Source organism: Trebonia kvetii, assembly GCF_007827045.1.
Classification (GTDB): Bacteria; Actinomycetota; Actinomycetes; order Streptosporangiales; family Streptosporangiaceae; genus Trebonia; species Trebonia kvetii.
This window is the reverse complement of sequence record NZ_RPFW01000005.1, coordinates 682,259-703,307: the sequence shown is the minus strand read 5'-3', so window position 1 is coordinate 703,307 and position 21,049 is coordinate 682,259. Positions and strand designations below refer to the sequence as shown.

Genomic DNA, 21,049 nt, shown 5'->3' with positions numbered 1-21,049 from the left:
TCCTTAAGCGATTCATGGTGAACTCAGAGGCGGAGCAGGCACCCGTTCGGGATATCTGGGGTGTTCGCCTGTGACATCCTTGCGGCCATGGTGGGACGGCAGCGGCATGCGCGAGGACGGGGCACTCAGGCCGGGAACGGTCCGGTGGGGCCGATCAAGGTCCCGGCGGTCAAACCGTACTTCTGGGCGGTGAAGCTGCTGACCACCGCCATGGGCGAGGCGGTCTCCGACTATCTGGTGAACGACGTCAACAAGTACCTCGCGGTGGTCGTGGGGTTCGTGGTGTTCGTGGCCGCGATCGTCTGGCAGTTCCGCACGCCCGTCTACCGGACCTGGCCGTATTGGTCCGCGGTGGCGATGGTGGCGGTGTTCGGCACGATGTGCGCCGACGTGATGCACATCGTGCTCGGCCTCCCCTACACGGTGTCCACCTCGTTCTACGCCGTCTGCCTGGCGGTGACGTTCGTCGTCTGGTACCGCTCCGAGGGAACGCTGGACATCCACTCGATCGTGACGCGGCGCCGCGAAGTGTTCTACTGGCTGGCGGTGATCTTCACCTTCGCGATGGGCACCGCGCTCGGCGACCTCAGCGCGCACACGCTGCACCTGGGATACCTCTCCTCAGCGCTCCTGTTCACCGCGCTGATCTGCGTGCCGCTGATCGCGTGGCGGCTCGGCGCCAACCCGGTGCTGACGTTCTGGGTGGCATACGTGCTGACCCGGCCGGTCGGCGCGTCGTTCGCGGACTTCTTCGGCATGCCCAAGAACATCAGCGGCATGGGGCTCGGTCACGGAGCCGTTTCTGTGGTGACGATCATCGCGGTCGTGGCGTCCTTCATGTACCTGTCGCGGTCCGGAATCGACCGGCCGGAGACGGAGTCGCCCGCCGTCCCCGCCGCCCCGGCCGGCTACGGCCAGCCGCATTACGCACAGCCGCAGTACGCACAGCCGCAGCAGCACAACGGGTACGGGCAGCCGGCGTATGCGCCGCAGCACGCGCAGCCACCGCAGTACCACGACCCGCGACAGGGCCAGGGCCAGCCGCCGCAGTACCGTGACCCCCGGCAGCCCGACCCGCGCCACGCCCAGGACCCGGGTTACCCCGACCAGTGGCAGGGCGACCAGCGGGATTACCGCTAGTTCACGCGGCGCAGCACCTGGACGCCGCGGCCAGCGACGGTGACCTTGGAGCCGGCCGCGCGCGGCCTGCGGACGCCCTGGTCGGCGACGGTGGTCAGCTCAGCCTGCCAGCGGCGGCCCCACTTCCTGCTTGGCAGCGCGAAGGTGACATCCTCGTGGTGCGCGTTGAACAGCAGCAGGAAGCTGTCGTCGTGCAGGCGGCGGCCGCGCCGGTCCGGGTCGGGCAGCGCGTCGCCGTTGAGGAAGACGCCGAGCGACTTGGCGAAGCCCGCCTGCCAGTCGTCGTCGGTCATCTCCTTGCCGTCCGGGCGGAACCACCCGATGTCGGACAGCTCGCCGCTGAAGATCGGCTCGCCCTCGAAGAACCGGCGCCGCTTGAACACCGGGTGGTCGTTGCGGAACCGGACGACTTCGGCGCAGAACGCGAGAAACTCCTGGTCCGCGCGCTTCCAGTCCAGCCAGGACAGTTCATTGTCCTGGCAGTAGGCGTTGTTGTTGCCCTTCTGCGAGTGGCCGATCTCGTCGCCGTGCCTGATCATCGGCACGCCCTGGCTGAGCAGCAGGGTGGTCATCAGCGCCCGGCGTCGCCTGTCGCGGATCTTGAGCACCTCCGGGTCCCTGGTTGGACCCTCGGCGCCGCTGTTCCACGAGCGGTTGTCGTCGGTGCCGTCGTAGTTGTCCTCGCCGTTGGCCTTGTTGTGCTTGCGGTCGTAGGAGACGAGGTCGGCCAGGGTGAAGCCGTCGTGCGCCGTGACGAAGTTGACGCTGGCGTAGGGGCGCCTGCCGGTCCTGCCGTACAGGTCGGAGCTGCCGGTCAGCCGGTAGGCGAAGTCCGCGAGTGTGCGGTCGTGGCCCCGCCAGTAGTCGCGGACCGTGTCCCGGTAGCGGCCGTTCCACTCCGACCACAGGGTCGGGAAGTTGCCGACCTGGTAGCCGCCCTCGCCGAGGTCCCACGGCTCGGCGATCAGCTTGACCTGGCTCACCACCGGGTCCACCTGGATCAGGTCGAAGAACGCGGACAGCCGGTCGACCTCGTGGAACTGCCTGGCCAGGCTGGCGGCGAGGTCGAAGCGGAAGCCGTCCACGTGCATCTCGCTGACCCAGTAGCGCAGCGAGTCGATGATGAGCTGCAGCACGTGCGGGTGGCGCATGTTCAGCGAGTTGCCGGTGCCCGTGGTGTCGAAGTAGTACCTGCCGCCGTCGGCGAGCCGGTAGTAGGCCGGGTTGTCGATGCCGCGGAAGGACAGGGTCGGGCCGAGCTGGTTCCCCTCGGCGGTGTGGTTGTACACCACGTCGAGAATGACCTCGATTCCGGCCTGATGCATGGTCTTGACCAGGTACTTGAACTCGGAGACGACCTGTTCGACCCCCCACGCCGAGTAGTCCACGTGCGGGGCGAAGAAGCCGATCGAGTTGTAGCCCCAGTAGTTGCGCAGGCCCTTGTCGGTCAGCGCGTGGTCCTGGACGAAGTGATGCACGGGCATCAGCTCGACGGCGGTGACGCCGAGGCGGGTCAGGTGCTCGATGACCGCCGGGTGCGCCATGCCCGCGTACGTGCCGCGCAGGTGCTCTGGCACCTCGGGATGGCGCATGGTGAGCCCCTTGACGTGGCACTCGTACAGCACGGTCTCGTGCCACGGGGTGCGCAGCGGGCGGTCGTCGCCCCATTCGAACCAGGGGCTGGTGACCACGGAGCGCGGCACGTAGGGCGCGCTGTCCGCGTCGTGCCGCTGCCTGTCGTCGCCGCCGAGCGGATAACCGTACACGTCGGGATCCCAGGTGACCTCGCCGTCGATCGCCCTGGCGTACGGGTCGACAAGCAGCTTCGTCTCGTTGCAGCGCAGGCCGATCTCTGGGTAATGCGGCCCGTGCACCCGGTAGCCGTAGCGCTGCCCAGGGCCAATCCCGGGCAGGAACGAGTGCCAGACGTAGCCGTCCACCTCGGTCAGCTCATGCCGCTGCTCCTTGCCGCTCTCGTCGAACAAGCACAGCTCGACGCGGTCCGCCACCTCGGAGAACAGCGCGAAGTTGGTGCCGACGCCGTCGTAGCTGGCACCGAGGGGGTAGGGATGACCTGGCCACATTTCGGGCTTCATGGAGTTTCCCCTGCCCCGAGTTCATGAAATAGCACGTTCCAGGCACAGATGTTTTCTGTGTTGCTCAGGAACCCTGGGCAGTTCCCCGTGGCGCGTGATGCCGAGGCTCGGGGCGCGCCGTGAGGCGAGCGAGGGCGAGGGCGCTTTCCGAGCCGGGCTCGGCGTGGTAGATGACCAGGAGCTGGCCGCCCGAGTTGCCGATGGGCAGCTTTTCGCGACGGAGTTCGAGCAGTCCGACCTCGGGATGACGCATCCGGGCCGCACCCCCCGCGAGCGCCTTGACGTCGTGCCTGGCCCACAACTTCCTGAAGGCGTCGCTCGCCAGGGAGAGCTCGCCAACCAACTGGGCGACCTGCGGATCGTCGTTGTCGGTGCCGATCGAGGCGCGGAACGAGGCGACAAGGCCGGCGATCGCGCGCTCCCAGTCGGGATACATGTCGCGCTCGGCCGGGTCGAGGAACATCGAGCGGAGCCGGTTCTCCCCCGGCCGGATGCCCGGCGACAGGGCGGTGGCCAGCTCGTTGGCGGCAAGCACGTCGAACATGCGGCTTTCCACGAAGGCAGGCAGGTTCAGCGCCGCGAGCAGCTGGCGGATGCCGGGCAGCACTGGCTGCTGGCGCGGCCTGCGCCGTGGCCTGGCCGGGCGGGCCACGGCGAGGCCAAGCAGGTACTGGGTCGCCGTCGCGTCAAGACCGAATACCCGCGCCAGGGACTCGAGCACCTGCGGCGACGGGTTGCGGTCCCGGCCCTGCTCCAGGCGAAGGTAGTAGTCGGCGCTGATCCCGGCGAGGGTCGCCACCTCCTCGCGGCGCAGGCCCGGCGTGCGGCGCACCCCGGCCACGCGCAGCCCCACGTCCCTCGGGTCCACAAGTTCGCGGCGGGCCCGCAGGTACTCACCGAGCGTGTTGGCTGCTGTCACGGTTTCCACTGTAGGCACCGGGTAACGAAACAGCCTGGTCCTGTCGCCCCCAGGATGACCAGGACACTGCCTGCCGGGCCCGGCACGGGGCACTGTGGAGGACGGGCTCGCGGCGGACTGCCGGCGGGATCTTCATAAATAAGGCGAAATGGGGACATCGGGAATGACTTCCGGCAAAGCGCTGCCCGGCGGCAGCTTCCAGCTCGGGGAGCTGACGGTCGGCCGTGTCGGCTTCGGTGCGATGCGGCTGTCCGGTCCAGGGATCTTCGGCCCGCCCGCCGACACCGACGAGGCGCTCGCGGTGCTGCGCGAGGCGCTCGCGCTCGGCATCAACCACATCGACACCGCCGACTTCTACGGCCCGCACGTCACGAACGAGCTGATCCATCAGGCGCTCGCCCCGTACCCGGACGACCTGCGCATCGTGACCAAGGTCGGCGCCGTCCGCGACGACACCGGCGCCTGGGTGCACGCGTGCTCGCCACAGCAGCTGCGCGAGCAGGTGCACGGCAACCTGCACACGCTCAAGGTCGACGCGCTCGACGTGGTCAACCTGCGGGTCGGCGGCGGGTCCGACGGTCACTCGGCGGTGCCCGGGTCGATCGCGGAACAGTTCGGCGCGCTCGCCGAGCTGCGCGAGCAAGGGCTGATCAGGCACCTGGGGCTGTCCACCGTTGACGCGGAGCAGCTCGCCGAGGCGCGGGCTATCGCGCCCGTGGTGTGCGTGCAGAACTTCTACAACATCGCCCAGCGCGGCGACGACCCGCTGGTTGAGCTGACCGCACGGCAGGGCATCGCGTACGTGCCGTACTTCCCGCTCGGCGGATTCACGCCGCTGCAGTCGGACACCCTCGGGGCGGTCGCGGCACGGCTCGGCGCCGCGCCGATGGCGGTCGCGCTCGCCTGGCTGCTGCGGCGCTCGCCGAACATCCTGCTCATCCCCGGCACGTCGTCGGTGGCCCACCTGCGGGAGAACGTGGCGGGCGCGTCGCTGGCGCTTGACGCGGCGACGATCGCGGAACTCGACGCGATCTAGACCGGGCGGTCCTTCTTGGGCAGCTTGCTGACCACCATCGCGTAGGAGGCGTCGACGGCCTCGAGGATCTCGTCGTCGGGGATGGCGGCGCCGATGGTGAGGGTGTTCCAGCCGGAGCGGCCGATGTAGGGCATGACCGCGGCGTCGCCTGGGTAGCGGTGCAGCCATTCGTCGGCCGCCTCCCTGGTGGCGGCGCACTTGAGGCCGACGCCGAGCGCCACCCCGCCGGGGCCGACCGCGCGCAGGAAGGCGAAGATCTTCGGGCCGACCTTGGTCACCACGCCGTCGTCCCAGGGCTCGTCCGCCCAGGCGCCTGGCTTGGCCAGGCAGTAGTCGCGCAGCTCGTCCCACATCATGCCGCCATCGTAGGGCTGCGCCACGGCTGATTGTCAGGGTCGATTCACCGGTAGGGCGGTACGATCGGCCGCATGGCCTATGACGAAGCCCTGGCCGGCCGGATCAGGGACCTGATCGGCCCCGACCCGGAGCTGACCGAGAAGAAGATGTTCGGCGGCCTCGCGTTCCTCATCCGCGGTCACATGGCGATCAGCGCGAGCGGCCAGGGCGGCGCGCTCGTCCATGCCGATCCGGCTCGGTCGGATGAGCTGACCGCCGGCGGCAAGGCGACCGTCGCGGTGATGCAGGGCCGGGAGATGCCCGGCTGGCTGCGGGTCGCCGCGGAACAGCTGGCCACCGACGACGATCTCGCGCCGTGGGTGGAGATCGGCCTCGGCTACGCCCGTTCGCTGCCCCCCAAGCAGCCCTCGAAGCGGTGACTGCCCTGGCGCCCGTGCCGGGACTCGAGCCCGCCTTCGAGGTGGACGCGTTGCTCGGACCGCTGGAGGACCACGGCGTCACGCGCGCGGGACACCGGCGGGTGGTGCCGATCGCAAGCGGACGGATCACCGGCATGTTCGACGCCGAGATCCTGCCGGGCGGCGCCGACTGGCAGGTCGTCCGGTCCGACGGGTCGATCGAGATCGACACGCGCTACTCGGCGAGGACACCGGACGGCGAGTACGTGCACCTGCGGACGTCCGGGGTGCGCAGCGGGCCGCCGGCCGTGCTCGAGGCGCTGCTGCGCGGCGAGACGGTCGATCCCGCTGAGTACTACTTCCGGGTGGCGGTGCACCTGGAGACGTCTGCGCCGCGGCTCGCGGCCCTTGAGCGCTCGCTGTTCGTCGCGTCCGCGATCCGCGAGGCGAACCGGGTCGCGTACACCGCGTACCGGGTCACCTGAGAGGCGTTCATGGCGGATAGGCCGCAGACCGGCGACAACGACGGCGCGTACCAGAGTTTCCTCGCGATCAGAATGGAGCATGGGCTGGAAGCCGCAGAGCTCGATGAGCTGCGGGCACGCCTCGGGGACGAGCAGGTGGATCTCATGCTCCGCGCGCGGGAAGTGGCGCTTCATCCCAGGCCGCTGTCTCAGCCGGAACGCATGGACTTCGATGCGGTCATGAACCCGGTGCTCGCCGACCTGCAGGCGGCCGGCGCGATCGTGCCCGAGGTCCGCTACGAGGCATGGGAAGACCACCCCGACTGCGTGTTCGCCTTCATCGGATCGCCCGGCGAGACAGCCGGCAGCCAGGGCGTGCGGGTGGAACGCTCCGGCCGGGCCGGGCTACGGCTGACGGAACTGGCCGAGCAGGTGCAGGGGTGGGAGGTCGAGGCGCTCGCCGAGGCGGGACGCCCAGCCACCTGGCCGGAGTGCCCCGAGCATCCCGGCTCGCATCCGCTCGAGCCTTGCGCCGAGTCCGCGGAGCGCGCCATCTGGCGCTGCCCGCGGTCGCACCGGGTGGTCTGCACGATCGGCGAGCTTGGCGGTTCCAGCCGGTAATGACCGCCCCGGGCACTACGAATCAGCGGCTCCGGGGCTGTGTTTTATTACCGTGGGCCGTTCGCTGCGATATTCGCCGCGGATGGTCATCAGGAATGCAAAGGCGACCGGCGTTTTCATCTTTGCTTACTAGGGCGTGGTGCATATCGGGCATAACGGTCGTGATCATGGTCGCCGGTTAAGCAGAGATGGAAAAGTGGTAGCCGGTTAAGCAAAGAGCGTCGCCGGATGCGCGCGAAGCGGTCGGTCCGGCCCTGGCACGTGTGCACAACCCGGCTTGCTATGGTCGTAGTCCACGTACACCACCCGGGACTCCGGCGCGACCGCCTGGGCGACCCGGTGGGTGTTGCCCGCGGTCGGGATGCCGGTGCCGATGTCGAGGAACTGCCCTATCCCGCCTCGGCCGCCGCCGGGTCGGACGCGTAGTTCTCCTTGCCGCCCAGGAACTCCGCATCCGTCACGACAGCGGTGGTACATTACCGTTTACCGCAGACGGGAAACGGAATCCGGGGGCCTCGTGCAAGATCAAGCCTGGGTGCGCAAGCCTCCAGAGGACGGGACAAAATTCGACAGGGATAACCTGCTGTCCCTGCTAAGCGTCTATACCACTCAGTTCGCGTCATACACCACTCTGTTGTGGCAGGTGCCGGCCTTGGGCCTCGCCGCCCAGGCCTTTCTCATGACGATCGTCCTTGGCTCACATGACAACACCAGTGACGGCGCGAAATACGCCGCGGGGATACTTTCCATCGTTGTCGCGGGCGCGTCGATCAGGCTGATGCATTCACAACGCGGGCGGGCCATCAACCAAAGCGAACTCGCGAAGCGGGTTTCCAGGAATCTCGCGCTGAACGAACTGCTCGGCACGCTCCACATCAATGACGCCGCGCCCCAATCGACCAGCCCGGAGGACGTATGGGACGTGAACCACTGGACTTACGGCCTCTGGCTAACGTGCATGGCCCTGTTCGTCGGCGTCGACCTCGCGGTCATCGCGTCGATCGCGGCCGGCACCGGCTGGTTCACGTGAGATCGGCCGCGCGGCAGGCATGATTCGGGTCCGCTGCCGGGGTAACCGCAGATTCGGGCGCGCCTGGCGGGGTGCGTACCCGGAGATCAACCGTGCGCACAACCCGACCTGTAACGGTCCACGATCAGCCAAAATGACGTGATTGGGCGTGGATAAAAAATGGCCCACAATCTCGCGGCTTTGGACCATCGCGCTGTTGCGGGCTCGCACCGGATCGCTATCGGCAATCCTCAGGTCGGGGTTGACTGGCCGGCGCGCCCTGGACGGGCGCGGTCCCCCGCCTGGCGTGTGGCGTGACTGGAAAGTGCGGGAAGGGTGGTGCTGGAGTCACCGCGCGGCGTGCCTGGCGGGACGGGGTGCGCGGGTGCGGGCTGCTGGGGCTGCCCGCCGTGGTGCCGGCACGAGAGGCCCGCAGTCAGTCCTGTCGCTGCTGGTCGTGTCGGGGACTCGTGCGGCACGCCGATTCGCCGTTCCTGTTCCCCGCTCTCATGCCCGACAAGGTCGACGCGCTGGTTATCTTCGGCGCCACCGGTGACCTGGCCGTCATGGGGCAGGCGGGGCGCCGAAGCGATGCCAGATGACGCGCTGCGCGCTGAGGCCGCCGGCGCCGACCACGATGAGCAGTCCGGCGTTGAGTAGCAGCTGAAGGGCCGAGCCGCCGGCCTCGCGCCAGGCGCCGAAGGCGACGGACACGCCGATGTCGGCGGCCGCGGGGATCGTGGTCACCGAGATGAACACCCCGATCAGCGCGCCGGCCCGCGCCTGGGTCAGCGAGAGCACGCCCACGATCCCGGCCAGGATCGCGACCACCACAGAGAACGCGTTCGGGCTGTTGATCAGGGCGGAGACGGGCCGGACGCCGTCCAGGAATAGCGCAGGGGCCTCGCCCGCCGCGCGCACGGCGGCGGCGAACGCGAGGGTTAGCACGATCGCGGCGGTGAACCCGAGCACCAGGGCGAGCAGACCGTCGCGCACGGCGCCGCGGTCTTTCCTGCTGATGCCGAGCGCGACGGCAATGATCGCGCTGTACTCGGGGCCGACGACCATGGCGCCGACGATGAGGATCTGCGAGTTGGTCAAGATGCCCACCGCGCCGATCAGCCCGGCGATGGCAAGCAGCAGGTAGAAGCTCGGCGAGTACACCGCGCCGCGGTGGATGATGGCCTCCACCATCTCCCAGACGGGTGCGGTCTCCCGCGCCCCGGACCTGCGCTGCGCCGGGGCAATGAGGGTGGCGTCTACCTGCTGCACGGTGATCCCGCCGTCGCGGTCGAGGCCGAGACCGCGCAGCGCGCCGAACACCGGGTTGGCCGCGTTGTCGTGCACGTCGAACAGGACCGAGTCGCCGTCAGGCCGGCGGGCGTTCCCCTCGTGCACGATCACGTTCTGCACGCCGGGCAGGCCGGCCAGCGTGTCGAGCAGGCGGCCGGTGCGACCGTGCGGCGCGACGACGCGGACGTGCAGCATCAGTCGCGCGGGCGCGTACCGGGACCGGGGGCCGAGGCGGGACCCGCGGGGGGCGGACCCTGGGAGGGTGGGCCCTGGGAGGGTGGGCCCGCCTGGGGTGGCACCGCAGAGGCGGCACCCGGCGCAGCGGCGGCGGCCGGATCCGTATGCCCGGCCGGTTCCGCCTCAGGCTGCGCGGGCGGCTGGATCCTGGCCACCGTGACGTAGGCGACCACCACGGCGACGATCACCAGCGGCATCACCCTGAGGCCGTCGGAGAACAGCAGAACGGTGGCGAGCAGCACCGAGGTGAGCGGCAGGCCGAGCATCACCACGGACATGGCCCCGATGCCCATGGCCACGCCGGCGACAAGCGCCAGGCCAGGCAGGTGTGACATGAGTATGCCGCCGGCCGCGCCGACAAACAGCGCGGGGAAGGTCGGCCCGCCGCGGAAGCTGCTCAGCGACACGCCGTAGGCCAGGGCCTTGCAGGCGAGCAGCAGCGCCAGGGCGCCGACGCTGTAGGAGGCACTGTTGGCGATCAGCGGTCCGAGCGCGCTCTGCCCGGAGAACAGGACTTCGGATGAGGCCTTCCCTGTTCCCTCGGCATAGGCGATCGCCAGACCGGCGACGATCAGGCCGGCTACGACTGCCGCGAGCGGCGGCCGCCGGATGGAGTACGGCTGGAGTAGCAGCCCGAGCCACCGGATGCCGGAGCCAAGCAGCGCGGCGGCAACCCCGATGACCAGGGCCCAGCCGAACTCGCCGATCGTGGGCTCGCCGAAGGGCGGCAGCCCGGGGATGGCGAGGGAAAATGTGCCGAGCCCGGTCCACGCGTTAAGACCAACGAACACGAGCGAGCCGACGCCCGCCGCGAGCAGGCCGGGCACCAGCACGACCCCCATCATCGGACCGCCGAGCCCGGACGCCTCCATCAGCAGGAACGCGCCAAGGATGGGCGACCCGAACAGCGTGCTGATCGCGGCGAAGCTGCCCGCCGAGGCGAGCTCCGCCACGCCCTGGGCGGGCATGTTGCGGCGGGCGGCGCGCAGGGCCAGCACAACGAGCCCGCCGCCGATCGCGATCAGCGGCGCCTCGGGTCCGAGCACCGCGCCGAAGCACAGCGTCGCCAGCGCGGCGAGGATGATGCCGGGCAGGTCGGCGGGCGTCGGGGGCTTGTGGACCTTGAATCCCTCGGCGGGCCTGGCGCCGCCGGTGCCCGGCAGGTAGCGGATAGCGAGCCCGGTCAGCAGGCCCCCCACGGCCAGGACGGGCAGCGGCCACCACCACGGCTCGCCGCGGAAGCCGAGGCCGTGCGGCAGATGGATGAAGATCTCCGGCTGGAGGTAGTTGACAAGTGCCAGGAAGCCGTAGGCGGCGGCAGAGACCGGGGCGCCGAGGATCGCGGCGACGACGAGCAAGCGCAGGTAGGCGCGACTGCGCAGCAGCGCGCGCGGGTCTGAGGGCATCGCCACGCGCTCATCGTGACCCGTCGCCTGCCGCGGCGGGTCACCTGCCGTGGGTGATTCCCGCCGATGGGCTTCAGCTGGCGCGCGTCAGGTGGCGAGGGTTGTCCGCAGCCAGGTCTCGATGCCCGAGATGTGCACGGTTGCCCAGGATCGCGCCAGGTCGGCGTCGCCCGCCAGGATGGCCTGGTAGATGGCTCGATGTTCGGCCAGCGTGCGTTCCTGTGCCCGGGGCTGCGTCATGCCGCGCCACACCCGGGCCCGGACCGTCGGCAGCGACATGTTGTCGACGAGCGACGCAAGCACCGTGTTGCCCGAGCCCAGCGCGATCTCCTTGTGGAATTCGAGGTCAGTCGCGACGAAATCGTCGACCGGGGAGTCAACGGTGACGGCGTCGAGGACCTTGCCGAGCGCGTCCTTCTGCGCCTGCGTCATCCGCAGCGCCGCCAGCCCGGTGGCCGCGGGCTCGAGGATGCGGCGCACCTCGAGGAACTCAAGCACGGTGTCGTCGCGGTGGAAATCCACGATGAAGCTCAGCGCCTCGAGCAGGAGCGAGGGCGCCAGGCTTGTCGCGTACGTCCCGTCGCCCTGCCTGACGTCGAGCACGTTGATCAGGCTCAGTGCCTTGACCGCCTCGCGCAGCGAATTGCGGGACAATCCGAGTTCCGCCGCCAGGTCGGCCTCACGCGGCAGCTTCTCCCCCGGCCGGACCCGGCCGGAGGTGATCATCTCCTTGATCTTGCCGATCGCCTCGTCTGTCAGTGCCACGGTCCCGCCCCCGCTTCCGAATGTCCCTCGCCCGCCCCCGCCGCGCCCGCTCGCTCGGCGAGCCGGTAGGCTCGGGCGGCCGTACCGCCAAAAACCGCCGCCTGTTCCGCCGCTGACAGCCCGGCTGTCAGCGACCTGGCCAGGCCGAACACCCCGGCATAGTCGCTGACGAGCAGGCAGACCGGCCAGTCGGAGCCGAACATGACCCGGCCGGCGCCGAACGCGTCGAGCACGGCGTCCGCCACCACGGCGAACGCGCTCGGCGCTGCGCCAGCCGGCGCCTCGGTCACCAGGCCGGACAGCTTACACGCCGTGTTCGGCAGCCCGGCGAACTCCCGGACAGCCGCCTGCCACGCACCGAGGTCACCGCCGTCGATTCGCGGCTTGCCCGCGTGATCGAGGACAAGCGTAAGGCCGGGCACGACCGCGGCGGCATAGCTGGCGGCGGGAATCTGGTGCGGCAGCACCACGAGGTCGTAGCACAGGCCGGCCGCCGCGACCGCGCGCAGACCGCGGATGACGTCGGGGCGGCGCAGCCAGTCAGGATCGGGTTCCGACTGCACCTGGTGCCTGATGCCGACGAGGTGCTCGCCGCCGGGCCCGGCGGTAAGCCTGGCCAGTTCGTCGGCGATCGCCTGGCTGGTGAGGTCCGTCCAGCCGACCACGCCGGCGACCAGCGGATCGCCGCCGGCGAGCGCCAGCATCTCCGGCGTCTCCTCCGCCACGGTCACGGTCTGCACGAGCACGGTCGCGCCGACCCCTGCTGCCCGCGCGTCCGGCCTCAGGTCATCGACGGTGAAGCGGCGGCGGATCGGCGCCATCGCGTCGCCATCCAGCCAAGGCTGGTCCCTGACGGCGAGGTCCCACACGTGGTGGTGGGCATCGATGACGGTCATAGCCGCCACACCACGGGCAGCGCGGCGTCGCCGCCCGCCGCCGAGTAATCGTGCGGGGTGTCGAGCAGCTCGGCCATGCGCGCCTGCCAGGCGGCGTTCACCGGGCTGGCCGCGAGGGTGGCGAGCATGGCACGGTAGTCGTCGCAGTCGATGACGTGGAACAGGTCGGTGCCGCTGCGCCAGATGGTCCAGCCGGTCACGCCTGCCGCGCGGATCTGCGCGGTGAGCTCGGCCGGCACTGCCGCGTGCGCCCGCTCGTACTCCTCGATCCTCATCCCGCGGACCCTGGTGTGCAGTGCGATCCTCATGCCAGCCCCTTCGCGGTGGTGACGCCGACGGCGGCTACGGCATCCCAGAGCGCGCGGGGGATGTCCAGGTCACGCAGCCGAACCGCTTCGCTGATCTCCGCGGCGCTGCGCGCGCCGATGAGCACGCTGGCGACAGCGGGATGGTTAAGCGGGAAGCGCGCCGCGACCGCGCGCAGCGGCACGCCGAACCGGGCGCAGGCCTGCTCGAGCCGCAGCGCCCGGTCAAGCAGCTCGCCGGACGCCGCCTGGTAGTCATAGGTCGCGCCGGGCGCCGGCGCGGCGAGCAGGCCGGAGTTGAACACTCCCCCGGCGATGACCGACACGCCACGGGCCTCGGCGGCGGGGAGCAGCGCGTCCGCGGCGGACTGGTCGAGCAGCGTGTACCTGCCCGCCACCAGGACCACGTCGATGTCGGTCTCGGTGACGAACCTGGTGAGCATCGCGGCCTGGTTCATGCCGGCCCCGATCGCGCCGACCACGCCGTCGGCGCGCAGCTTCTCCAGCGCCGGGTACGCCTCGCCGATGGCCTGGTCGCCGTGGTCGTCTGGATCGTGGATGAGCACGATGTCCACCCGGTCGAGGCCCAGGCGTGCCAGGCTCGCCTCCAGGCTGCGCCGCACGCCGTCGGCGCTGAAGTCGAACCGCCTGACAAGACTCGCGGGCACCGCGAAACCCTCGGTGTCGGACCCCTGATCGCCGGCCGCCCCGGCTGCCCCGGCCGGCTCGAGCAGCCGGCCGACCTTCGTGCAGATCACGTACTCATCGCGCGGCCGGGCCCGCAGCGCCTCGCCGAGACGCCGCTCGGACAGGCCGAGGCCGTAGTGCGGCGCGGTGTCGAAGGTCCTGATGCCGCCGTCCCACGCGGCGTCCACGGCGGCACGCGCCGCCTCTTCCGTCACCGCGGTGAACAGGTTGCCGATGGTCGCGCCGCCGAACGACAGCTCGGTGACGCGCACCGGCGAGCGGCCAAGCGGCTGGGTCGGCAGGGACGCGGTGGCTGTCACGCGCGCGGCCTGATCCGCAGTCCGGCCATGCCGCCGTCGATCGCGAGCGCGGTGCCGGTGACCGACGCGGCCAGCGGGCTGGCCAGGTAGGCGATGCCGGCCGCGACCTCGTACGCGGTGACAAGGCGTCCCATCGGCTGGCGCCGTTCGAGCGCGGCACGCTCGGCCGCCGGGTCGGCGGCCTGGTCGAGCAGCCGGCCGACCCACGGGGTGTCGGCGGTGCCTGGGTTGACGCAGTTGACCCGGATGCCGTCGTGGATGTGGTCGGCGGCCATCGCGAGCGTGAGCGACAAGACGGCGCCCTTGGTCGCCGAGTACAGCGCACGCTGCGGCAGGCCAGCGATCGCCGCGACCGAGCAGGTGTTGACGACGGCGGCGTGCCCCGAGGCGCGCAGGTACGGCAGGGCGGCCCTGGTCACCCGGACGATCCCCATCACGTTGACGTCGAACACCCGATGCCACTCGTCGTCCGCGTTGTCGGCCACCGTGCCGATCGCACCCACACCCGCGTTGTTCACCACGATGTCGATGCCACCGAGGCGGTCCGCCGCGGTGTCGACCGCCAGCCGGACCGACGCGTCGTCGGTCACGTCGGCGGTCAGCGCGATGAACTCGGCGCCTGGCTTGCGGTCGAGCACGGCGACGTTCGCGCCGCGCTCCGCAAGCAGCCGGGCGGTGGCCAGGCCGATCCCCGATCCGCCGCCCGTCACGACCGCCGCGAGTCCGCTCAGCTCTGCCATGTCAGCCCCATCCGTTTCCTTTGTCTCGTGCTTCCCGCGGCTTGCCTGGTCGTGTGCCGACCGGTCAGGGCGCCGCGACGAAGCGCTGCTCGGCCTGACCGAGCCCGTCGATCTCCAGCCGCACCCGGTCGCCCGCCCGCAGGTAGGGGTGGTCGGGCAGGCCGAGCGCCACCCCGGCGGGCGTGCCGGTATTGATCAGGTCGCCGGGCTCGAGCACCAGGTACTGGCTCAGGTACCAGATGAGGTACCCGACACCGAAGATCATGTCGCCGGTGAAGCCGTCCTGCCGCTTGCGGCCGTTCACGTCGAGCCGCAGCCCGAGCCGCTGCGGGTCTGGCACCTCGTCGGCGGTGACCAGCCACGGCCCGAGCGGGTTGAACCTCTCGCACGACTTGCCCAGGTCCCACTGCGGCGACAGCTCAAGCTGGAACGCGCGCTCCGACACGTCGTGGCTGACCGCGTAGCCGGCCACGACGCGCAGCGCGTCCTCGGGCGACTCCAGGTACCGGCCTCGTTCGCCGATGACGACGCCGAGTTCGACCTCCCAGTCGGTCTTGGCCGAGCCGCGCGGTATGAACACCTCGTCGTACGGTCCCGTCACGGTCGCCGGGTCCTTCATAAACACCACCGGACGCTCCGGTATCGCCGCGCCGGTCTCGGCGGCGTGGTCGGAGTAGTTGAGCCCGATGCACACCACCTTGCCCGGCCGCGCGATCGGCGCCCCGGTCCGGCCGGACACCGCCGGCAGGGCGGCGAGCGCGGAGGGGGCGGCGACCGCCGCGGCGAGCCGCGCGAGCCCGCCGCCAGCGAAGAACGCCGGGCCGAAGTCGCCGGCGATCCCTGACACGTCGCGGGCCGTCCCCGTGGTGTCGAGCACGGCGGGGACCTCGGCCCCCGGCTCGCCGATGCGCAGCAGGCGCATGCCGCTACCTCTCTTCCGCGGTGGACTCGCCGCCGACGATCCTGGCCAGGAACAGCGCGAACAGGATGACCGCGCCGTCGATGGCCTCGATCCAGTAGTTGGATACCTGGGCGAGGTCGAGGATGTCGCTGACGATGCCGAGCAGGATCACGCCGGACGCCGCGCCGATCATGTTGCCGCGGCCGCCCTTGAGGCTCACGCCGCCGATCACCGCGGCGGCGAAGACCGAGAAGATGATGCCCTCGCCGTAGCCCTGCTGGCCGGTGACGGCCGAGACCCGGCCCGCCTCCATCAGGCCGCCGATGGCGGCGAGCACGCTGCCCGCCACGTAGACGCCGATCTTGAGCCGCTCGACCTTGATGCCCGCCGCCCTGGCGGCCGCGGGGTTGCCGCCGACCGCGTAGATGGCGCGGCCAGCCCGGTGGTAGCGCAGGAACAGGCCGACAAGGACGAAGATGATCGCGGTGACAACCAGCGAGACAGGCAGCTGGCCGAAGGAGGCGGAACCGAGGTAGCCGAACGCGGTGGGGAGGTTGAACAGCGTCTGCGCCTTGACGATGCCGCTCTGCAGGCCCGCGAGGACGATCGTCATGCCCAGGGTCACGATGAACCCGTTGAGCCGGCCCTTGACGATCAGCAGGCCGTTGATGAGGCCGACGGCGGCGCCGACGACGAGCAGCACGATGATGCCCAGGTACGGGCTGAGCACGGTGCCGCTGCCGTAGGCGGCGACCGGCACGATCAGCCACGCGGCGACCATCGGCGCCAGGCCGAAGGTCGACTCGAGTGACAGGTCCATGCCGCCGATCATCAGGATTAGGCTCTCGCCGACCACGACCACGCCAAGCGCCGAGCTCTGCTGCCCGATGCCCGCGAAGTTCGACACGGTGAGGAACACGGGGCTGACCACCGAGCCGACGACGATCAGCAGGATCAGCACCGGCAGCAGCGCCACCTCGCGCAGCACGCCGACGTTGGCAGTGCGCACCCAGGACAAGAGCGGTCCGGCTGTGGACGGCGGCGCCGCCGCCGTCGCCTGGCCGACGGCGGGCGGCGCCGGGCTCTGGGGGGTCTTGTTGGAGATCATTGCGCTGCCTCCTCGGCCGGGACACTGGCTGGATCGCCGACCGGACCGTTCGTCGCGGTGCCCTTCATGCCTTCCGTGGCGAGGATCAGCTCGTCCCGGTCGAAGGGCGGCTTGCTGAATTCCGTGAACACCTCGCCGCGCACCAGCACCACGACCCGGTCGCAGACCGCCAGGTCGGACAGTTCGTCGCTGCACAGCAGGACGCCGGCGCCGGTGCTCGCCGCCACGTCGGCGAGCGAGCCGAGCAGCAGTTCCTTGGACGCCACGTCCACGCCCCTGGTCGGCGTGATGGCGACGATGAGTGAAGGGCGGTGCGCCAGCGTCCTGGCGACGGTGACCTTCTGCTGGTTGCCGCCGGACAGCTCCCCGGCTGGCTGGCGGGGACCGGCAGACACCAGGGACAGCCGGGCGGTGAGTGGCGCCGCCGCCGCGGCCCGGCGGGCGGGCCGCAGCACGCCGGTCCTCCCTGACAGGTCCCCCGCGATGGTCATCGTCACGTTCTCCGCCACGCCCAGGTGCGCGACGAAACCCTCGGCACGCCGGTCCTCCGGGATGTAGCCGATCCCCGCGTGCTGGGCGGCGGCCCGTCCGCCGGCAGGCACGCGCCTGCCGTGCAGCAGGATCTGGCCCGCGGCGTAGCCTTCCGCGCCCGCGACGGCGCGGCCGAGGGTGGCCACTCCCGCGCTGAGCAGGCCGGTGACGCCCACCACCTCTCCGGCGTGCACGCTCAGCGACACGCCGCCGAGGCGGCCGCGGGCCGAACCTGACTCCAGTCCGTCGACCGACAGCACCACGGGCGCGGCCTCCAGGTCCGGTGCCTGGCCTGGCCGGCCTGCGTCGCCCGCGGCCGGCTCGCCAGCCCGGTGCTCGCCGGCCCTGTGCACGCCGCCGACCATGGCCGCCACCAGGTCATCCCTGTCCAGGCTGGCGGTCGGCGCGGTCAGCACCAGTTCGCCGTCGCGCAGCACGGCGACGTTCTCGCAGATCTCGAAGACCTCTTCCAGGTGATGCGAGATGTAAAGAACCGCGACGCCGCCGGCGGTGAGCTGGCGGACCCGGTCGAACAGCCGGCGCGCCGCCTGGCGTTCCAGGGCGGCGGTCGGCTCGTCGAGCAGCACGCACTTCGCGCCGCGGGCCAGCGCCCGCGCGATCTCGACGATCTGCAGCTGCTCGACGGAAAGCTCGCGGCACGGCGTCCGCGCGTCGATGTCGAAGCCCCATTCGCGCATGATGGCGCGGGTCCTGGCGCGCAGCTCCCGCCAGCTCACCACCGAGGAGGTATTGCCGAGGAAGACGTTCTCCGCGACGGACAGGTCGGGGACGATCATCGAGTGCTGGAAGACGGTGGCGATCCACTCGCGCCAGCGGGCGATGTCGCCGACGCGGGGCGCGGGCTCGCCGCCGAACCGCACCGTTCCCGCGTCCGGCTCGATCAGGCCGGACAGGATCGAGACCAGGGTCGACTTGCCCGCGCCGTTGCGGCCGACAAGACCGAGGCACTGTCCCGCCCGCAGGGATAGGCCGACGCCGCGCAGCGCGCGGGTGGTGCCGAAGCGCTTGTCGACTCCGGTCACCTCGACCAGCACGGTGCTGCCGGGCCCCGGGTCAGGCGGGCCGCTGGAAGTCATCGCATGTCCATTCCTGGGAAGAACGGGTGGCCGGCACACCCACGGGTGCCGGCCACCGGGTGACTAGGACGAGGCGCAGACGCCGCCGTGGGCGCTGCCGTACACATTGCCCCAAAGCGTGTTATCTGTCACCGCTGTCGTGGTGAACGAGGCGGGCAGCCCGTCCACCGGGGTGGTCAGCGTCAGATTGGTGGCTTCCTTGGTGACGAACGGCGCGATGATCGGGTCGGCGAGGTTGGTGTCACCCTGGTAGGTCACGTTCTGCAGCTTGGGAGCGCCGCCGCCCGGGTCGCCCACAGCGTGCTTGACGCCCTTGGCGGCGTCGACCGCGTAGGTGAGTGCGTACTGGGCGTACAGGTTGGCGGGCTGCGACTGGGAGGCGGTGACCGAGCCGTTGGCGATGTCGCACATCTCGAACGGCACGCCGTCGTCGCTGATCAGGATGACCGGGTTAGCGGAGCCGGGGCCCATGCCCTTGCTCTTGAGCAGCGGGATGATGCCGGTGTCCGGGCTTGACCACTGCGAGTAGATGGCCTTGAGCTGCGAGCCGTAGGCGTTGATCGCGTTCTGCGCGTCGGTGACCGCGGTGGCGTCCGTCCAGACGGTCGGCTCCTTGAGCACCTTCACGCCGGGGTCGTTGGCCTGCATGCACGAGTTGAAGGCGTCGGTGCGGTCGGCGCCGTTGGACGAGGTGAGGTCGCCCTCCAGGTCGAGCACGTAGCCGGACTTCACCTTCGAGGAAATGTACGCGCACGCGTCCTGCCCGTACGCGGTGTTCGAGGCCCGCACCACCATGTAGACCTTGCCCGCGCCGACGATCGTGTCGACGGAGACGAGCTGGACGTGATGCGCGTTCGCGTAGGTGATCGCCGGGCCGAGGCTGGTGGCGGTCTCCGGGTTCACGATGATCGCCTGGGCGCCCTCGTTGACCAGCTGCTCGATCTGCTGGTTCTGCACGCTCGCGGAGGCGGCGGACAGCAGCGGGCCGAGCAGCTTGATGTTCATCTGCTGTGCGTACTGCTGCTCGTAGTTGATATAGGCGGCCCAGAAGGCGGTGTTGTTATAGGTCAGGCTGACGCCGACGGTGACCTGACCCCCGGACGTCGCCGCGCTTGTCGCCGCGGAGGCGACGGCACTCGCCGAGCTGCTCGCGGGGGCGGCCGATGAGCTGGCGGGCGGGGTGGCGCTCGTGCTGCTGCCCGAGCTGCAGGCGGCGGCGAGCAGGGCCGCGGCGGCCAGGGCCGCGGTGCCGGCCAGGTGTCTTCTCAGTCTCATGAGTTCTCCTCTGTACACATGAGTGGGGACTTACTAGGGGCCTACGTTTACTGATTGGCGGTGCCGGCCAGCTCTTGCCAGACGGCGCCGTGCGGGAACTCATACGCGCGCAGCGATTCGGGCCGGAGTTCCGCGGAGAACCCGGGCGCCGTCGGCGCGAGGTACCGGCCGCCGGTGACGCGCACCGGGTCGGTGAAGTGTTCGTGCAGGTGATCGACGTACTCAAGCACGCGATCCTTGTGCGTGGCCGCGACCGCGACGAAATCGAACATCGCCAGGTGCTGGACCATCTCGCACAGGCCGACGCCGCCCGCGTGCGGGCAGACGGCGACGCCGTATTTGGCGGCGAGCAGCAAGATCGCCACGTTCTCGTTAACCCCGGCGACCCGGCAGGCGTCGATGGTCAGCACGTCCGCACCGCCCGCCTGGAGGATCTGCTTGAAGATCACCCGGTTCGCGACGTGCTCGCCGACCGCGATCTTGACCGGGGCGATCGCGTCGTGGATCACGGCCAGGCCGAGGATCTCGTCCGGGCTCGTCGGTTCCTCGACCCAGTACGGGTCCCAGGGGGCGAGCGCGGCGATCGCGTCGGTCGCCTGACCGACCCCCCAGCGCTGGTTGGCGTCCACCGCGATGCGGATGTCCGGGCCGACCGCCTCCCTGGCCAGGGCCATCCGCCGGACGTCGTCTGGCAGGTCGGCGCCGACCTTGAGCTTGATCTGGGTAAACCCGTCGGCCACCGCCTGCCGGGACAGGCTCACCAGCTTTTCGTCGGAGTAGCCGATCCAGCCGGGGGTGGTGGTGTAAGCCGGGTGGCCGAATCGCTCGAGCTCGGCGATCCGCTCCTCGCGTCCGGCGCGCGCCGCGCGCAGGATGTCCATGGCCTCCGCGGGGGTCAGCGCGTCGGACAGGTAGCGGAAGTCGACGAGCGCGACGATCTGTTCCGGCGTCATGTCGGCGAGCAGCCGCCATACGGGCTTGCCCGCGATCTTGGCGGCCAGGTCCCAGGCGGCGTTGACCACGGCGCCGATGGCCATGTGCATGACGCCCTTCTCCGGGCCGAGCCAGCGAAGCTGGCTGTCGCCGATCAGGGCGGCGCTGAAGGCGCCGAGATCCCCCGCGATGTCCTCGACGCGGCGGCCGACCACGTGCCGCCGCAGCGCCGCGATCGCGGTGACCATGACCTCGTTGCCGCGGCCGATGGTGAAGCACAGCGCGTGACCCTCGAGCCCCTCGGCGTCGGTGCGCAGGATCGCGTAGGCCGCCGAGTAGTCGGGGTCGGGGTTCATCGCGTCGGAGCCGTCGTGCTCGAGCGAGGTGGGGAAGCGGACGTCGTAGCAGTCGAGCGCGACGATTCTCGCGCCGGCCAGGCCGGCCGCGGCGCCGGGCGCCGCCGGAATCGTCACTGGGTCTGCTGGCCGCACCTGCGTCACTTGCACTCCTCGGAC

General features: G+C 70.6%; 21 protein-coding genes and 1 pseudogene. 6 read left to right on the top strand and 16 right to left on the bottom strand.

The genetic code is table 11. The features are described from left to right. Positions 1-144: 144 nt before the first annotated feature. On the top strand, positions 145-1,140 hold the full coding sequence (locus EAS64_RS28465; protein ID WP_222849676.1) for a COG4705 family protein: 996 nt from the start codon (positions 145-147) through the stop codon (positions 1,138-1,140). Here the strand turns inward: EAS64_RS28465 and glgX are convergent. Next, the gene (gene glgX, locus EAS64_RS28460) at positions 1,137-3,236 is read right to left on the bottom strand and encodes a glycogen debranching protein GlgX (protein ID WP_145857944.1); all 2,100 of its coding nucleotides are present in this window, start codon (positions 3,234-3,236) and stop codon (positions 1,137-1,139) included. The genes EAS64_RS28465 and glgX overlap by 4 nt on opposite strands. A 64-nt stretch (positions 3,237-3,300) precedes the next feature. Then, positions 3,301-4,155 (bottom strand): helix-turn-helix domain-containing protein, encoded by an 855-nt coding sequence (locus EAS64_RS28455; RefSeq protein ID WP_145857943.1) that lies wholly within the window; start codon positions 4,153-4,155, stop codon positions 3,301-3,303. Positions 4,156-4,318: 163 nt separating this feature from the next. Here EAS64_RS28455 and EAS64_RS28450 point away from each other — a divergent pair, with 163 nt between their 5' ends. Next, positions 4,319-5,191 (top strand): oxidoreductase, encoded by an 873-nt coding sequence (locus EAS64_RS28450; protein ID WP_145857941.1) that lies wholly within the window; start codon positions 4,319-4,321, stop codon positions 5,189-5,191. Here the strand turns inward: EAS64_RS28450 and EAS64_RS28445 are convergent. Beyond that, complete coding sequence (locus EAS64_RS28445) at positions 5,188-5,547, bottom strand: MmcQ/YjbR family DNA-binding protein (RefSeq protein WP_145857939.1); 360 nt, start codon at positions 5,545-5,547, stop codon at positions 5,188-5,190. The genes EAS64_RS28450 and EAS64_RS28445 overlap by 4 nt on opposite strands. A gap of 72 nt (positions 5,548-5,619) precedes the next feature. Here EAS64_RS28445 and EAS64_RS28440 point away from each other — a divergent pair, with 72 nt between their 5' ends. From EAS64_RS28440 to EAS64_RS28430, 3 genes are read left to right on the top strand one after another with little or no spacing between them, the layout of a single operon-like run. Then, the gene (locus EAS64_RS28440) at positions 5,620-5,967 is read left to right on the top strand and encodes a TfoX/Sxy family protein (RefSeq protein WP_145857937.1); all 348 of its coding nucleotides are present in this window, start codon (positions 5,620-5,622) and stop codon (positions 5,965-5,967) included. 14 nt (positions 5,968-5,981) lie between these two features. Beyond that, a complete protein-coding gene (locus tag EAS64_RS28435) occupies positions 5,982-6,431 on the top strand; it encodes a DUF3237 domain-containing protein (protein ID WP_246115887.1) in 450 nt (149 codons plus the stop codon). Between the two features lie 9 nt (positions 6,432-6,440). After that, positions 6,441-7,031 carry a hypothetical protein gene (locus EAS64_RS28430; RefSeq protein WP_222849675.1) on the top strand — a complete coding sequence of 197 codons (591 nt, stop codon included), beginning with the start codon at positions 6,441-6,443 and terminating at the stop codon, positions 7,029-7,031. 285 nt (positions 7,032-7,316) lie between these two features. Here the strand turns inward: EAS64_RS28430 and EAS64_RS45095 are convergent. After that, a pseudogene (locus EAS64_RS45095) lies at positions 7,317-7,427 on the bottom strand (SAM-dependent methyltransferase); the annotation flags it as partial. A gap of 139 nt (positions 7,428-7,566) precedes the next feature. On the opposite strand from EAS64_RS45095, the gene EAS64_RS28420 reads away from it, so the two are divergent. Next, entirely contained in the window at positions 7,567-8,061 is a 495-nt protein-coding gene (locus EAS64_RS28420) for a hypothetical protein (protein ID WP_145857933.1), read from the top strand. Positions 8,062-8,604: 543 nt separating this feature from the next. On the opposite strand, the gene EAS64_RS28415 is transcribed toward EAS64_RS28420, so the two are convergent. From EAS64_RS28415 to EAS64_RS28360, 12 genes are all read right to left on the bottom strand, one after another. Then, the gene (locus tag EAS64_RS28415) at positions 8,605-9,528 is read right to left on the bottom strand and encodes a DUF389 domain-containing protein (RefSeq protein ID WP_145857932.1); all 924 of its coding nucleotides are present in this window, start codon (positions 9,526-9,528) and stop codon (positions 8,605-8,607) included. After that, positions 9,528-10,976: a chloride channel protein gene (locus EAS64_RS28410; RefSeq protein WP_145858099.1), complete on the bottom strand. Its 1,449-nt coding sequence runs from the start codon at positions 10,974-10,976 to the stop codon at positions 9,528-9,530. The genes EAS64_RS28415 and EAS64_RS28410 overlap by 1 nt, the downstream gene beginning before the upstream one ends. 87 nt (positions 10,977-11,063) lie before the next feature. After that, positions 11,064-11,741, bottom strand: coding sequence for a FadR/GntR family transcriptional regulator (locus tag EAS64_RS28405; RefSeq protein ID WP_145857930.1), 678 nt, complete (start codon positions 11,739-11,741; stop codon positions 11,064-11,066). Continuing rightward, positions 11,732-12,637 (bottom strand): amidohydrolase family protein, encoded by a 906-nt coding sequence (locus EAS64_RS28400; RefSeq protein WP_145857928.1) that lies wholly within the window; start codon positions 12,635-12,637, stop codon positions 11,732-11,734. The genes EAS64_RS28405 and EAS64_RS28400 overlap by 10 nt, the downstream gene beginning before the upstream one ends. Then, the gene (locus EAS64_RS28395; RefSeq protein WP_145857926.1) at positions 12,634-12,945 is read right to left on the bottom strand and encodes an L-rhamnose mutarotase; all 312 of its coding nucleotides are present in this window, start codon (positions 12,943-12,945) and stop codon (positions 12,634-12,636) included. The genes EAS64_RS28400 and EAS64_RS28395 overlap by 4 nt, the downstream gene beginning before the upstream one ends. After that, positions 12,942-13,949: an aldo/keto reductase gene (locus EAS64_RS28390; RefSeq protein WP_246115886.1), complete on the bottom strand. Its 1,008-nt coding sequence runs from the start codon at positions 13,947-13,949 to the stop codon at positions 12,942-12,944. The genes EAS64_RS28395 and EAS64_RS28390 overlap by 4 nt, the downstream gene beginning before the upstream one ends. Next, entirely contained in the window at positions 13,946-14,689 is a 744-nt protein-coding gene (locus EAS64_RS28385; protein ID WP_145857924.1) for an SDR family NAD(P)-dependent oxidoreductase, read from the bottom strand. The genes EAS64_RS28390 and EAS64_RS28385 overlap by 4 nt, the downstream gene beginning before the upstream one ends. A gap of 64 nt (positions 14,690-14,753) precedes the next feature. Further along, the gene (locus tag EAS64_RS28380; protein ID WP_145857922.1) at positions 14,754-15,611 is read right to left on the bottom strand and encodes a fumarylacetoacetate hydrolase family protein; all 858 of its coding nucleotides are present in this window, start codon (positions 15,609-15,611) and stop codon (positions 14,754-14,756) included. A gap of 4 nt (positions 15,612-15,615) precedes the next feature. Beyond that, positions 15,616-16,698: an ABC transporter permease gene (locus tag EAS64_RS28375; RefSeq protein ID WP_145857920.1), complete on the bottom strand. Its 1,083-nt coding sequence runs from the start codon at positions 16,696-16,698 to the stop codon at positions 15,616-15,618. Beyond that, complete coding sequence (locus tag EAS64_RS28370; protein WP_145857918.1) at positions 16,695-18,326, bottom strand: sugar ABC transporter ATP-binding protein; 1,632 nt, start codon at positions 18,324-18,326, stop codon at positions 16,695-16,697. The genes EAS64_RS28375 and EAS64_RS28370 overlap by 4 nt, the downstream gene beginning before the upstream one ends. A gap of 63 nt (positions 18,327-18,389) precedes the next feature. After that, positions 18,390-19,601 (bottom strand): sugar ABC transporter substrate-binding protein, encoded by a 1,212-nt coding sequence (locus tag EAS64_RS28365; RefSeq protein ID WP_145857916.1) that lies wholly within the window; start codon positions 19,599-19,601, stop codon positions 18,390-18,392. A gap of 47 nt (positions 19,602-19,648) precedes the next feature. Next, the gene (locus EAS64_RS28360) at positions 19,649-21,034 is read right to left on the bottom strand and encodes an enolase C-terminal domain-like protein (protein ID WP_246115885.1); all 1,386 of its coding nucleotides are present in this window, start codon (positions 21,032-21,034) and stop codon (positions 19,649-19,651) included. Positions 21,035-21,049: the final 15 nt, after the last annotated feature.